Origin of the sequence: Aeromonas sp. QDB17, from assembly GCF_027705305.1 — a bacterium.
In the GTDB taxonomy this organism is placed as follows: domain Bacteria; phylum Pseudomonadota; class Gammaproteobacteria; order Enterobacterales; family Aeromonadaceae; genus Aeromonas; species Aeromonas caviae.
In genome coordinates, this window is sequence record NZ_JAPDBP010000001.1 from 140301 (window position 1) to 156031 (window position 15731).

General features: G+C 58.8%; 8 protein-coding genes. 1 reads left to right on the forward strand and 7 read right to left on the reverse strand.

The features are described 5' to 3' along the window. The 7 genes from OKC41_RS00595 to OKC41_RS00625 form a co-directional block, all read right to left on the reverse strand. The coding region (locus OKC41_RS00595) for a retention module-containing protein (protein WP_270671578.1) at positions 1-1368 on the reverse strand (1368 nt) is incomplete at its 3' end. A 267-nt stretch (positions 1369-1635) separates the two neighbouring features. Continuing rightward, the gene (locus OKC41_RS00600) at positions 1636-3561 is read right to left on the reverse strand and encodes an EAL domain-containing protein (protein WP_223920376.1); all 1926 of its coding nucleotides are present in this window, start codon (positions 3559-3561) and stop codon (positions 1636-1638) included. A gap of 3 nt (positions 3562-3564) precedes the next feature. Then, positions 3565-4323, reverse strand: coding sequence for a transglutaminase-like cysteine peptidase (locus OKC41_RS00605; RefSeq protein WP_223917454.1), 759 nt, complete (start codon positions 4321-4323; stop codon positions 3565-3567). A gap of 99 nt (positions 4324-4422) precedes the next feature. Further along, positions 4423-5745 carry a TolC family outer membrane protein gene (locus tag OKC41_RS00610; protein ID WP_270671579.1) on the reverse strand — a complete coding sequence of 441 codons (1323 nt, stop codon included), beginning with the start codon at positions 5743-5745 and terminating at the stop codon, positions 4423-4425. 35 nt (positions 5746-5780) lie between these two features. After that, a complete protein-coding gene (locus tag OKC41_RS00615) occupies positions 5781-7196 on the reverse strand; it encodes an HlyD family type I secretion periplasmic adaptor subunit (RefSeq protein ID WP_010675165.1) in 1416 nt (471 codons plus the stop codon). Next, complete coding sequence (locus tag OKC41_RS00620; RefSeq protein WP_029314735.1) at positions 7189-9333, reverse strand: type I secretion system permease/ATPase; 2145 nt, start codon at positions 9331-9333, stop codon at positions 7189-7191. The genes OKC41_RS00615 and OKC41_RS00620 overlap by 8 nt, the downstream gene beginning before the upstream one ends. A gap of 370 nt (positions 9334-9703) precedes the next feature. Beyond that, positions 9704-10648, reverse strand: coding sequence for a TIGR01212 family radical SAM protein (locus OKC41_RS00625; protein WP_244060563.1), 945 nt, complete (start codon positions 10646-10648; stop codon positions 9704-9706). A gap of 613 nt (positions 10649-11261) precedes the next feature. On the opposite strand from OKC41_RS00625, the gene gltB reads away from it, so the two are divergent. Continuing rightward, positions 11262-15719, forward strand: coding sequence for a glutamate synthase large subunit (gene gltB, locus OKC41_RS00630; RefSeq protein ID WP_270671580.1), 4458 nt, complete (start codon positions 11262-11264; stop codon positions 15717-15719). The last annotated feature ends 12 nt before the right edge of the window (positions 15720-15731 follow it).

Genomic DNA, 15731 nt, shown 5'->3' on the forward strand with positions numbered 1-15731 from the left:
GGTGATGACGTTGCCATTGAGGACCAGGTTGTTCTCGCTCGCCGCCGTCAGGTTGACGTCGCTCACCGCCGTCGGCACGTCGTCCAGCACCACGACATCCAGACCTGCACTGGTCGTGTCGCCATCAAGGTCCGTCAACACGACGTTGAAGCTCTCCGTCAGAGCCCCATCATTTGCAGGTTTATTATGTGCTTCGTTATCGTTCAGGGTGTAGCTGTAGGTCACGCTGCCAACCCCTGTCACCGGGTTGTAGCTGACGCCGGTCACCAGCAGTTGATTGCCCAAAGGACTGGGGATCCCCTGGGGGAAGGTGGTCAAGACCTGGCCATTGCTGATCAGCGTCACACCTCCCAGCGTCAGGCTTTGCACTCCATCTGCCGCATTGAATGTAAAGGTACTGCTCTTGGTCAAAGCGGCGCCATCGGGGGCTGAGCCATCCGGCAACGCGGCTTCATCAAGGACAAGCTCACCACCCTCGACCTGCAATCCATTCAGCGAGACAGGCTCATCTACAGGGGTGATGGTGATGGTCAGAGTGGAGTCGTTGGTATCATCCCCATCCGTTACGGTGTAATTGACCGCAGGTACGGGGCCTGTGTAGTTCAGCGCGGGGGTAAAGGTATAGGAGCCGTCCGCATTGATGATCAGCGTACCAATCCCATCCAGCGTGCTCTCAACGCCAGCAGCAATTCCCTGATTGCTGCCCCAGCTATAGGAAATGACAGACGAATCAAGGGGACCATCCGGATTGTTGCTGTTGTCGAGCACATTGCCACTGATGGCCTGATCTTCCTGGGTAACAGCAGACTCATCCTGATCATCGAGCTGATTCTCGGGCAGAAGATCGTCTTCCTGCAGCACATTCTGATCGATCAACGTGTCATAGCCGGTATCGAATCCGGCCTCGGCTATGGTCGCATCTCCGATGCGATCTATGACAACAAAACCACCATTGCCACTGGCCCCAGCGACCCCGCCGATACCGCCACCACCACCGGCGGCAGGTGCCCCACCGGCAGCAGAGGCTTCGAAGTTCTTGGTCGGGTCAACCCCTTGCAGGATGGATTGTTGCAACGCCGCAATTTCTGGCGACACTTCAGGCGAGCCTTGCTGATGATTGGCAACCGATGAGGAAGATTGCCCCTCTGGAGGCATCTCTGTCCCTGCCGGGACACCATTGCCCTCTGCAGGTTTGTCATCGTAGGGCGCCAGCATCAATTTGGCATCATCAGCGATATTGAGTCTGGCGCCAGGCTGCAGGATCTCGCCAGGCTGGAGAGGGCGACTGCTGCCATCGGCAAGCAGGATCTGAACGTTGCCTTCTACGGAAGAGACGACCACGGTTTTGTCGATGATTTGGGTGCGCATATCCATTGCTCCAGGGTGACAGATCTTGATGCCTACACTCTAGATACGCCCCCGTCCTGCTTCCGTTGCAAAAATGTACAGGGTTGAGTCTCTTTGACTTCATCCGATGCAGCGAATCGAACGAATATTTTTTACATATAAAAATCAATTAAGTAACAGCGCGAGTTTTAGTGATATTACCTGTTTGTCGCGTAAAAATGATGTACATATTCTAAACAGATATAAAAAAGGGCCCTTAATGGGCCCCTTTCTATCGAGTTGTACCGCTTATGCCAGTGGAAATGCAGGGTGAACGAACCCCTGATAACCATCGATATGCAAACTGGACAACAATTCAACCTGCCGTTGATCTTCCACCCGGGTGGCGATCGTCGTGACACCCGCATTGTGGGCAGCCCGACAGACAGCCGCCAGGAAGGAGGTATCGGCGCCTGGTTCCATGACCTGGCTGGTATACCCGTGGTCCACCTTGACATAGGTGGGGGTCAGCTCTTCCAGATAGCCGAGGGACTGGAAGTGCCGGCCATAGTGATCGACCCCCCACAAGAAGCCGTGCTCTCGCAACAGCTCAACCAGATGAGTCACATACTCTTTGTGTTTCATGATGGCCGCTTCCGGGATCTCGAACAGCAGTCGCTCCTTCAGCTCCACGTTCAGCGACAGATAGCCTCTGAGCCATGTCAGGAACTCATCCGAACAGAGAGAACCCGCCGTGATATTGACTGCCAACACCAATTCCGGTTGCTGCTTGAACAAGGGGACGCAGGCTTCAAGCACCGCCTTGTCAAACTCGGCCCCCATCTTGAACTGCTCGATCGCAGGCAAGAACTGCCCTGCGAAGTAATCCGTTCCATCTCGCGAGATGGCCGCGAACAACTCGGCATGCAGGCGGGTACCATCATCGAAGCGACATGCAGGCTGTGCCTTGAAGCGCCAGAGATGTCTGGCAATGGCATCCTGCACCAGGTCTCGCCAGGCAAGGCGTCCCATCAGTCCCTGCTCATTGCCGCCTTCCATCACGACGGCACCGCGCCGCTCATTGCGCGCTTTGCCAAGGGCGTTATCCGCCTTCGTCAGCAGCGCCGAGAGATCGTCATTGCCATCACGGCCGGCGATGCCGACGACGGACAGCGCACCGCTTTCTCCCATGGGATTGACAACCAGATCGGCGATACGGCTGTTGATGAGCTCCGCCAGCTCCTTGAGCTGAGACAGATCATCGGTGGGGCAGAGCAAGGCATACTCGGTCGCCGAGATCCGGGCCAGCGCCGCGCCATCCCAGCCATCCAGCAGTTCCCTGAGCACCTGTGCAATGGACTTGACCATGTTGTCCCTTGCAGCAAAGCCCTCTTCCCGATAGAGATCGTCCAGCATGTCGACGGCCACCAGCATGACCCCGCCCTGCCCGGCCTCCGCAATCCAGGCATTGACCTGCCCGACGAAGTAAGAGCGGTTGCCAAGCCCGGAGACGGCATCCACATAGACGCGGGCTCGCAGATTCTCGGCCTCGTCGGCCTGCTCTTTGAATTGCACGGCAAGCTTGCTGGAAAGGGTATTGATGGCCTGTACCACTTGCCGCAGCTCGCGGGTCTTGGGCTCGGGAATTGCGTGGCCGAAATGGTGCAGCTCGATTTCAACCGCCTGATCGCAAATCAGCTTGAGCGGTTTGAGCAGATAATTGAGCGCCCGCATCAGCAAGAGAGTAGTGACGAGAAAGCCGACCAGGAACCAGGTGGCCAGTTCGCTCATTCCTTTCCAAAGCTCGTAGTAGGCTTGTCCAGGGTGGCCGACGACCTTCAGCTTGCCCAGTTGCAGCCAACCCGACGTCAAAATCGATTCATTGGCCACTTCAGGGAACAGATCCAGCCCAATGAACCACTGTGGGACCCCTTCAATATGGCTGCTGTTCTCCAGCTCGATGACATCCTTGGAGGCCAGCAGATCGAGACGGACCAGCTTGTAGTAACCCCCGTCGAACACCGCCTTGATCACGGATTCGGCACTGACCTTGTCGCCGTTCTCCAGATAGGGGGTCAGCGCCAGACCCAGTGCGGTGGACGTATTGATGACGGTGGTCTCCTGCTGCTGCGCCAGGTAGTTGCGGGTCGAATTGAATTGCACCCAATAGGTGGCGGCAAACAGCAATCCGAACAGCAGCAGCATGGTTGCCAATAGTTGTCTGTAGAGCGTCATAGGTTAATCATCCAAATTGACCGCAGGCCGAGCCAATCGCCCCGATGTCATGCGATTGCGTAAGTCTGTCCATAATCCCAAGCGGGATGATTGCCCGGCCAGTTCCCCTTGACCACGCGCTTTCATCAGCCACAAGTGACTACCGTTAAAACTGTAAATTGGCAACAAATCCGCCCGTTGGGTCGCCGGGCGAATTGAGCCGACAAGATTGTCCAGAATCAGGGGTACTGCCGCAGGCGTCTCATAGTAGGCAACGACCATATGAAACTGGTTATAATCCAATGCCTTGACATATACCATTCGCATTTTTTCATCAGGGATGCCAAGTTCCAGCAAGGTAAAATACTTGGAAATGCTGAAGTCTTCACAATCTCCTCCCGCTGCGCCCAGAAATTCCAGCGGTGTCGCCCAATAATCCTTCTTGTGCCACAACTTGATGTCATCGATGAAACGCATCTGGTTGAAGAACTGGTTCACCTTCTCCAGCTTCTGCCGATCCGTCAGCCCCGCCGCCTTGTTCTGCATTGCCAAAGTGCGCCAGCTGGTGACCCGTTTGCCGGCCCTGGGGCCATAGGTCTCCTCCGCGCGCTTGACCAGTTTCATATCCTCCGGTGAGAGAGGCTGGCTGGCGCTGAGCAGCAGGGGGATCGCCAGCAGGGCCAGCCACAGCAGGCGAACCCGCCAGGGCGCACGTGCACCTGCGACAGCTCGATACCCATCACGTCGGCTCCAGCCTGTCGATGCCACCTCTTTCTGTGTCATGACGCCGCCATCATCCCCTGACCACCGGACGCATAAAAGAATGACTGCAGCACGCTGCAGCCATTCCCCTTGCCTGATATGACATCAGTGGCAGGGCCATCAGTTGTTGTTGGCCTGCCATTCAGCCGGTTGCTGCACATTCAGGGCATTGAGCAGACCACCGGTGGCATTGAGGATACGATAATCTGCCAACAGGGAGTCGTACTCGGCCGTGATGTAGCTGCGGCGAGCCTCGAACAGTTCGTTCTCCGTGTTCAGCACGTCCAGCAAGGTCCGTTGGCCCAGGCCGAATTGCTTCTTGTAGGCCTGTACGGTGTCATAGCTGGCGTCCACGTGCTCTTTGAGGAAGACTTTTTGCTTGGCCAGCGACTCTTTGGCGTTCCAGGCGAGGCGGGTCCCCTCTTCCACCTGACGGAAGGCATTCATGTGAATGTCTTTGGCCTGGGAATAGAGGGCTGAGGTTGCCTTGCTTTCTGCCAGATCGGACCCACCGCGGAACAGGTTGTAACGCATCCGGACCATGGCGGTGAGATCGTCGTTACGGCCTTTGACCGCATCGATGTCCTCGTTCCAGTTCTGATCCACTTCAAAGGCTACGTTCGGGTAGAACCCGGACTTGGAGCCTTCATGCTGATACTTCGCCTCTTCGATGTCCTGCAGGGATGACAGCAGGGTCGGGTGAACCTCTGTTGCCGTCTTCAGCGCATCTTCCAGCGTTGCGGGCAGGAGTTGGGTGTTCGGTACGGGCTGAACGAGATCCTTGGGCACTTCATTGACGACACGGATGAACTCGCTCTCGGCATCCCGATAGTTGTTCTCCGCCGCCGCCTGGTTGGAGTACGCCCGAGCCACACGACCGTCGATCTGGGTCTGGTCAGCGGTCGACCCCAGACCGGAGTCGGTCCGTTTCTGGATGTCACTGCGGATCTGTTCGTGGGTTTCAAGGTTCTGCTTGGACAGCTCCAGGATCTCCTGCTGACGCAGCATGTTGAGATAGACCTCGGCCACGCGCAGGGCCGTGTTCTCCGCCTCGGAGATCATCGCCAAGCGCTGGGCCTGGGCGGCGGCATCGGTCCGTGCCACGTTGCTGCTGACATCAAAGCCGTCAAACAGCATCTGGCGAAGGCTGATCCCGGCCTCCTTGCGCGTCATGGAGTCATCGATCGTGGGACCTGCGGCACGGGTCGAGGGACTGTCAGTCTTCTCGTAACCGACGCCACCACGCAGATCAATGGTGGGGTAATAGCCGCCCTTGGCTCCATCATGCTGATACAGTCGTGCCTGATAGAGATCAAAAGCTTCCTTGATTTTCGGATGGGTAGCCAGTGACTGCGCCACTGACTGTTCCAGCGTCTGTGCCTGGCTCAGGCCCGGGAACAGTATGGTGCCACTAACCAGCATGGAAACAATCGTCTTCTTCATGGTATCTCCAGTCATGTTGTTTTTAGATTGTTGGCTTATCGTTCTCTCAGTGCCGACTGCTTAGCCCTCAAGATGGGTTTCAGCAAGTAGTCTAGGACACTTTTTTTACCAGTAATAATATCTGCACTGGCTAACATACCGGGGATGATGGGAAGTGCGTTAAGCTCATCGCCCAGATAACTCTTCTCGGTTCGTACTCGCACCAGATAGAAGGAATTGCCCTCCTCATCCTGGATTGAGTCGGCACTTATCTGTTCAACCTTGCCATGTAAACCTCCATAAATAGTGAAATCATAGGCAGTTATCTTGACCACGGCCTCCAGTCCGGGTCTGAGGAACGCGATGTCCTTGGGCGACACCTTGGCTTCAACCAGCAGGGTGTCTTCCAGCGGCACTATCTCCATCAGGTCCATGCCCGGCTGAACGACCCCACCCAGCGTATTAATCTTGAGCTTTTTGATGGTCCCCTTGAGAGGCGCGATCACACTGGTACGATCGACTCTGTCCCTGAGGCCGACCTGACCCTCCGACAACTGGCTCAACTTGCCTTGACGTTCGTTCAGCTCGGTCTGGGAGTCCGCCCGGAATTTCAGGGCGATATCATTTCGCTTCGAGATGGTCTCCCGCAGTACCGAGTTAAGCTTGGGCACCAGCAGGCGGTTCGCCTCCAGCTCCCCTTGCATTTCGTTGACCTGCCGCTCCAGTTTAATTAGCTCCACTTGAGGAACTATACCCTCTTTTGCGAGAGGACGGCTGATGTTCAGCTCCTGACGAGCCAGATCAACGCTGCGGCCCACGGTCCGGATCTTGGCATTGAGCTCTATGGTCTCCTGCTCTTTCTGCTCGATCTGCTGTCCCAGGATGTAGAGCTGGTTCTTGAGGTTGTTTAACCGCGCCTCCTGCACCGATCTTTCACGGGCGGCATATTCGGCAAAGACATTCTCATACCCTTCGGGGAACTCGATGGCCTGTTTGTCGATGGCAACCTGTTCACGCCAGCCCAGATTGGGCTCGTTCTTGACCACCACGCTGCGAATTTCGGCGCGCAGGCGGGCGATATCCCCCTTGAGGGTGACCAGCTCCTGCTCCCGTTCGCGAAAATCCGACTTGAAGCGGGTATCGTCGATGCGCAGCAGTGGCTGTCCCTTCTCGACGATGTCCCCCTCCTTGACGAAGATCTCCTTGACGATCCCCCCTTCCAGGTTCTGGATCACCTGCAACTGGCGCGACGGTATCACCTTGCCCTGGCCGACGGTCACTTCATCCAGCTCTGCCCAGGCTGCCCAGACGATGGCGCTGACAAAAAACAGGAAGCAGGCCCACAGCAGGACTCTGGCACGGGTGGGTGTCGTCAGCAGCACGGCGGCGGCGCCGTCATCCACGTACTCGAGATGCTCGGGTGCAGGCAAGACCGTATCTGAGGGCGTTTTCTTGAACCAGTGGTTAGCCATTCGCCGTCTCCTGCACCCGCACCTTGCCTTCCTTCAATTGCTGCAACACCACCTCTTTGGGACCGTCCGCCACTATCTTCCCCTGCTCCACGACGATGACCCGGGAAGCGACATCCAGCATGGAGGTCTTGTGGGTGATGAGGATAAGGGTGGTTTCGGGGCCGAGCCGCGCCAGCTCCTGCTTCACGTGCATCTCTGACTGGTTGTCCATGTTGGAGGTCGGCTCGTCCATCACCAGAATGGGGGGATCGTTGAGCAGGGCGCGAGCCAGCAGGATGGACTGACGCTGGCCACCGGAGAGCTGACGTCCCCCTTCGCCTATCTGTCTGTCGAGGCCGTTGGGATCCCGGTTGGTAAAGTTGGTGACCCCGGCCCGCTTGGCGGCGCGCAAGACACGGGCATCGTCCACCAGGGGATTACCCAGCATGATATTGTCCCGCACGGAACCAAAGAAGAGGGTCACATCTTGCGGCACGCAGCCGATGTTGCGGCGAATGATGGTCGGCGGCAGTTGGTCCAGCTCAAAGCCGTCCAGACGCACCAGACCGTCAGTCGGACGGTAGAGACCCATCAGCAATTTCTCCAGCGTGGTTTTACCCGCACCGATCCGCCCGATGATGGCCACCTTCTCACCCGGCTCGATGCGCAGGTTGATGTTGTGCAGGGTGCTGCTCTCCATGCCCGGATACTTGAAGGAGACATTTTCAAACTCGATGCGCCCCTGGATGACCGGATGGTGGATGTACTGCCTGCCCTCCTCCTGCTCACCCGGCGTCATCATGATCTTCTCCAGGATTTCGAGCGCCGACTTGGCCTGGTTGTAGCGAGTGGAGAGTACCGAGAGCTGCACCATGGGGGCGATGGCCCGGCTCGACAGCATCACGGCCGCTATCATGCCCCCCATGGTCACCAACCCTTCCGAGATCTGGTAAACACCGACGATCACCAGTCCCACTGTCACCACCTGCTGGATGTAGCTCGCCAGAGAAGACATGGAGTTGGTGATGCGCCGGGTCTGCACGCCCCAGGTCGAGATGTGGGACACCGCCTGCTCCCAGCGGTGCTGGAACATGCTCTCGGCCCCGAAAATCTTCACGGTCTCAAGGCCCGAGATGCTTTCGATCAGATTGGCGTTCTTCTGGGAGGCGAGCCGGGAGCCCTCCTCGATGGATTGCTTCAGCGGTGCCTGAATGTAGAAGCTGTAGGCCACCAGGATCAGGATGGCGATGATGGGCACCACCACCATGACACCAGCGAAAATCCAGATGATGAAGAGGAAGAAGATGGCAAACGGCAGATCGATCAGGGTGGAGACGGTGGCCGACGTGAAAAACTCGCGCACCGATTCAAACTCCTGCAAGTGCTTGGCAAAGGCACCGGTCGACGCAGGCCTGGACTCCATCTTCATGCCCATCACCTTGGCAAAGATTTTGGCCGACAACAGCACGTCGGATTTCTTGCCTGCAATATCGATGAAGTAGCTGCGCAGCTGGCGCATCACGAAGTCGAAGGTGAACACCACCATGGCTCCAACCGCCAGCACCCAGAGGGAGTCGAATGCCAGGTTGGGCACAATCTTGTCATAGACGTTCATGGTGAACAGGGGGCTGGCGATGGCAAACAGGTTGATGAGGATCGAGGCCACCAGCACATCCCGATAGATACCGCGGGACTCGAACAAGGTGCTCCAGAACCAGTGACCATCACGGGTCTCCAGCACTTTGGGCGAGCGCTCATCAAACTTGAACTGCCGCTTGACGTAGAACAAACGACCATTGTACTCGTCACCCAGCTGGGCAAGAGTGACCCATTGGGCCGCGTCTCCGGCCTGGGGAAAGATGACCCTCGCCTGGGTCCGTTCTTCATTCCATTCAAGCAAGATGCAGGCGCCGCCATTGCGCGTCTGCAAGACGCAGGGCAGCAGCAGGGAGGAGATCTGTTCAAGGGGCTGGATCACTTCGCGGGCAGAGAGACCGCCCCGCTCGGCGGCACGACTGAAGAGCGCCGTGCTGAGACGCCCGGAGACCAGTGGCAAGCCGGTGGTGAGAGCATCCTGACTGTTGGGCACCCCGTAAAAGCGGGTCAAAAAGACCAGGCACTCCAACAGTTCATCTATATGGCTGGTTTCTGCTTGCATAGCATCCCATCAAACATGATTCAGAAGGTTGTCTCGGGGCCGAATATCCAAAGCCCGGCGGCGATCCGGAAAAACAGAACAGACCTCGCCACCCAGACCCACAACCCGATTAGCGCACAGAGCCGGGACACTGCATGTCTCGCCTCCCTCACAGATTTTCATGCTGGAAACGGAGGGGACATGCCGGGCACCTGATGTTGCCAAGAAATATGCCACCCGGTACGAAGAAAGCCCGCCCGGTATACAAACTGCAAAGAGTTATTGATAACTATATCTTTTTTCAAGCCGACCATCTTATCAAGGTGACTTGAACGAAACTATACTCCAAAGACTGAATTTCATCTAATAACCCACTGTTTTTTTGACGAAATTAGAGTTGGCACTCGCCCGTGGAAGGGAGAGAAAAAGGACGTCCCAGGCAGTGCCCCTGAGGGCCTGAGCGTGCCAGCGCCGCGGCAATGGCGGTCATGGCGCTCCAGCGATTCTCGCACCAGGCGGGAGCCAGCAGGGTCGGGCGGCGCGCCGACGCCGAGACCCTGTGATAAACCACCTCGGGCGGCGTGTGCTGGATCATGGCGACCGCCGCCGCCACATACTGCTCTATCGTCAACACATCCAGCCGTCCCGCCTGCCACGCCTTGCCAAGGGTGCTCCCCTCCACCACATGCAGTGGGTGAAGCTTGATCCCCTCGACGCCGGTCTCCACGACACGGTGGAGGGTTTCCAGGCTGTTCATCGGCACCTCGCCGGGCAGGCCGACGATGAGATGGGCACACACCTTGATGCCTCGCAGATGGGCTCGGGCAACGGCATCGGCATAAGCGGCATAGCCGTGACCCCGATTGATGCGTTGCAACGTCTTGTCGTTGGCACTTTGCAGCCCAAGCTCCAGCCACACCTCGTAACCTCTGGCCTGATAACCTGCCAGCAGATCCAGCACCGCATCGGGTACACAATCAGGGCGAGTTCCGACGCAGAGCCCCACCATGTCGCTCACCGACAAGGCTTCTTCATACATGCGCTGAAGGTACTCCACTTCGGCATAAGTACTGGTATAGGCCTGAAAGTAGGCCAGATAGCGCCTGGCCCGGGTCACCTCGTCCCGGCGTGCCAGCAGTTGCTGCACCACGGAGAGTTGCTGGGCCGACTCGTCGGCAAAGGAGGAGACATTGCAGAAAGTGCAGCCACCCCGGCCCAGGGTGCCGTCCCGGTTGGGGCAGGTAAAGGCCCCGTGGATGGAGAGCTTGTGGATCTTCTGGCCGTGGCGCTGCTTGAGATCCTGGCCAAATGTATTGATGAGTTCGTGTAACTGCATGACACCTCCGAAATGAGGTGTCATTCTAGCGACACAGCCCGGCGGGCAGGCTGCGCTGGATCAATCCCGCTCTCTACCCAAAAATCATATAAATATTCACGTTAGATGCGATAAATACCCAACAGTCGGCATTCACGGTCACTTTTGACAACCTGTCACTCCTGCCACCTGGAGAAAAGTGTCATAACCTCTCGCCCATAACCGGCTGTAACTACTGAAAAAATCCTGTTTAGTCTGCTTATGGACAAATGCAAGCCGCAGGATCCTGAAATGTGATCCCCGCCAAGCACACCAGAGATGACTTTGTAAAATTACTACAGTTTCCCGCCACCATGCAGTCAACCACCAAACCGTCCATAACCAGAATATAAAGCCAACAAATAAATAAAAAGCAGTTATAAATACAGAAAAATGCTGATTGAGTCTCAAAAACCCACATTTTGTTATGGCAATGTAACATTGCAAACAAGCGGGATGTCCAATTGACCTTGCCCGAAAATCCCATTAGTTTGGAGATTCGCCACCTCAGGCGGACGGAACCACAAGAGCCAATCGCAATTTATGCAGTCTGTTGATGACAGTGCGATGGAAGGCCGAGCAAGGGAGAAATGCAATGTCACTATATGATCCAAAGCTGGAGAGGGATAACTGTGGCTTCGGCCTGTTGGCCCACATGGAAGGGGAAGCCAGCCACAAGCTTGTCCGTCTCGCGATGTCAGCCTTGGCTCGCATGCAGCACCGCGGCGGTATCTCCGCCGATGGCAAGACCGGCGACGGCTGCGGCCTGTTGCTGCAAAAACCCGACAGCTTCTTCAGAGCTGTCGCCGAAGAGAAGGGATGGCACCTGGGCCGCAACTACGCGGTCGGCATGCTGTTCCTCAACCCCGATCCCATCCTGGCCCAGGCCACTCGCGACATCATCGACGAGGAGCTGGAAAGAGAGACCCTGAGTCTGGTCGGCTGGCGCAAGGTGCCCATCGATACCAACGTACTCGGTTCCATCGCCAAGGCGTCCCTGCCCAGCATTGAACAGGTCTTTGTCAACGCGCCCCCGGGCTGGGTCGACAAGGATCTCGAGCGCCGCCTCTATATCGTGCGCCGCCGCATCGAGAAGCGCATCAGCGACGACTACTTCTATGTGGTCAGCCTTTCCAACCTGGTCACCGTCTACAAGGGACTGTGCATGCCGGTGGATTTGCCGCGCTTCTATCTGGATCTGGCCGACATCCGCATGCAGGCCGCCATCTGCGTGTTCCACCAGCGTTTCTCCACCAACACCAGCCCACGCTGGTCGCTGGCGCAGCCGTTCCGCTACCTCGCCCACAACGGCGAGATCAACACCATTGCCGGCAACCGCCAGTGGGCCAAGGCGCGCAGCTACAAGTTCGCCACCCCGCTGATCCCCGATCTGCAAGAGGCCGCCCCCTTCGTCAACACCACGGGATCGGACTCCTCCAGCCTCGACAACATGCTGGATCTCTTCCTGGCCGGCGGCATGGACCTGTTCCGTGCCATGCGCCTGCTGATCCCGCCTGCGTGGCAGAAGCACCCGAACATGGATGACGACCTGCGCGCCTTCTACGACTTCAACTCCATGCACATGGAGCCCTGGGACGGCCCGGCCGGCATCGTCATGACCGACGGTCGTTACGCCACCTGCGCACTCGACAGAAACGGTCTGCGTCCGGCACGTTACGTCATCACCAAGGACAAGTTCATCACGCTGGCCTCCGAAGTGGGCACCTGGGACTACACCCCGGACGAAGTGCTGGAGAAGGGCCGTGTCGGCCCGGGGGAGCTGTTCGTGGTCGATACCAGCAACGGCAAGATCTGGACCAGCTTCGAAATTGACGACGATCTCAAGAGCCGTCACACCTACAAGCAGTGGATGGACAAGCACTGCAAGCGTCTGGTGCCCTTCGAGCAGATGGACGATGCCAGCACGGGGTCGCGCGAATTCCCGGATGACCGGCTCAAGACTTACCAGAAGCTGTTCGGCTACTCCTTTGAAGAGCTGGATCAGGTGATCCGCGTGCTCGGCGAGAATGGCCAGGAGGCGGTGGGCTCCATGGGGGATGACACCCCGATGGCGGTGCTCTCCTCCAGCCAGCGTACCCTGTACGACTACTTCCGCCAGATGTTCGCCCAGGTGACTAACCCGCCCATCGATCCCCTGCGGGAAAATCACGTCATGTCCCTGGCCACCTGTATCGGCCGCGAACAGAACGTGTTCAACGAGACCTTCGGCCACGCCCACCGGGTGCTGTTCCAGTCGCCGATCCTGCTCTACTCCGACTTCCATCAGTTGCTGGCCCTGGAGGGGGAACACTACCGCCATGCGGTGCTGAGCCTCAACTACCTGCCCGAAGAGGGGCTGCAAGCCGCCCTCGAGCGCCTCTGCCACGAGGCAGCTGAAGCGGCCCGCAGCGGCGCGGTGCTGCTGGTATTGTCAGACCGGGACATCAGCCCGGACACCCTGCCCATCCCGGCCGCCATGGCGGTGGGGGCGGTGCAGCGTACCCTGGTGGACAACAACCTGCGCTGCGACGCCAATATCCTGGTGGAGACCGCGAGCGTGCGCGACCCGCACCACTTCGCCGTGCTGCTGGGCTTTGGCGCCACCGCCATCTACCCCTATCTCGCCTACGAGACCCTCGCCAAGCAGGTAGAGGAAGGCGTGCTCAAGATGAGCCTGCGCCAGGCCATGCTCAACTACCGCAACGGCATCAACAAGGGCCTCTACAAGGTGATGTCCAAGATGGGCATCAGCACGGTGGCAAGCTACCGCTGCTCCCAGCTGTTTGAGGCGGTGGGCCTCTCCAAGGCTGTTGTCGAACTCTGCTTCCGCGGCGTATCGAGCCGCATCCAGGGTGCCGACTTTGCCGACATCCAGCAGGATCAGATCAATCTGTCCCGTCTGGCCTGGCTCGGCCGCAAGCCGCTGACCCAGGGCGGCCTCTTGAAATTCGTCCACGGTGGCGAGTACCACACCTACAACCCGGACGTGGTGCAGACCCTGCAAGTGGCGGTGCGCTCCGGCAACTACGCCGATTACAAGGAGTATGCCCGTCTGGTGAACGAGCGCCCGGTCGCCACCCTGCGGGATCTGCTGTCGCTCAAACAGGGCACCACCCCGGTTGCGCTGGATCAGGTGGAGCCAGCCACCAGGCTGTTCCCCCGCTTCGACTCCGCGGCCATGTCCATCGGCGCCCTCGGCCCTGAAGCCCACGAGGCCCTGGCCATCGCCATGAACCGCCTCGGCGGTCAGAGCAACTCCGGCGAAGGCGGTGAAGATCCCAAGCGTTTTGGTACCGAGAAGAACTCTCGCATCAAGCAGGTGGCTTCTGGTCGCTTTGGCGTCACCCCGCACTACCTGATGAACGCGGACGTGGTGCAGATAAAAGTCGCCCAGGGTGCCAAGCCCGGCGAAGGGGGCCAGCTGCCCGGTGACAAGGTCACCGCGCAAATCGCCCAGCTGCGCTACTCGGTGCCCGGCGTGACCCTGATCTCCCCGCCGCCGCACCACGACATCTACTCCATCGAGGATCTGGCCCAGCTCATCTTCGACATCAAGCAGATCAACCCGAACTGCCTGGTGTCGGTGAAACTGGTGTCCGAACCTGGCGTCGGCACCATCGCCTGCGGCGTGGCCAAGGCCTATGCGGACTTCATTACCGTCTCCGGCTACGACGGCGGCACCGGCGCAAGCCCGCTCACCTCGGTCAAATACGCCGGCTCCCCCTGGGAGCTGGGCCTGGCCGAAACCCAGCAGGCGCTGGTGGCCAACGGCCTGCGCCACAAGGTGCGTCTGCAAGTGGATGGCGGCCTCAAGACCGGTCTGGACATCATCAAGGCGGCCATCCTCGGCGCCGAGAGCTTTGGCTTCGGTACCGGCCCCATGGTGGCGCTCGGTTGCAAATACCTGCGTATCTGCCACCTGAACAACTGCGCCACCGGCGTCGCCACCCAGGATGAGAAGCTGCGCCGCGAACACTTCACCGGCCTGCCGGAGATGGTGATGAACTACTTCAAGTTCATCGCCGAGGAGACGCGCGAGCTGATGGCCGAGCTGGGCGTCACCCAGCTCACCGACCTCATCGGTCGTACCGACCTGCTGGAAGCCCTGCCCGGCCTCACCGCCCGTCAGGCCAAGCTGGACTTGTCCGGCATCCTGGCGGCCCCGGTTGCACCGGCAGGCTCCAGTCTGTTCAGCCAGCAGCACAACCCCACCTTCGACAAGGGGCCCTTGAACCTCAAGATGGTGGAAGACCTGCTGGACGCGGTGGAAAACATGAGTGGCGGCGAGTTCCGCTACGACATCCGCAACACCGACCGCTCCGTGGGTGCACGTCTGTCCGGCGAAATCGTCAAGCGCCACGGCAACCAGGGCATGGCGGCCGATCCGGTCAAGGTGCACTTCAACGGCACCGCCGGCCAGAGCTTCGGCGTCTGGAACGCCGGCGGCCTTGAGATGATCCTCACCGGGGATGCCAACGACTACGTGGGCAAGGGGATGACCGGCGGCAAGCTGGTGATCAAACCCCACGTCGGCGTGGCGTTCAAATCCCACGAGGCGGCCATCATCGGCAACACCTGCCTCTATGGCGCCACCGGCGGCAAGCTCTATGCCGCAGGGACCGCAGGCGAGCGGTTCGCGGTGCGCAACTCAGGGGCCTTGGCGGTGGTCGAGGGGATTGGCGACAACGGCTGTGAATACATGACAGGCGGCATCGTCACCGTGCTCGGCAAGACCGGTGTCAACTTCGCGGCGGGCATGACAGGCGGTTTCGCCTACGTGCTCGACGAGTGCGGCAACTTTGCCAAGCGCACCAACCCCGAGCTGGTCGAACTGCTGGAGGTGGCGGATCTGGCCATCCACCAGGAGCACCTGCGCGGTATCATCACGGCGCACCTCAACGAGACAGGCAGCTCGCGTGCCGAGGAGATCCTGGCCAACTTCGACTCCTATGTGCCCAAGTTCAGGCTGATCAAACCCAAGTCCAGTGACGTCAAATCGCTGCTTGGCCACACCAGCCGTTCCAGTGCAGAACTCAGAATCCAGGCGCAATAAGGAGGGAACCCT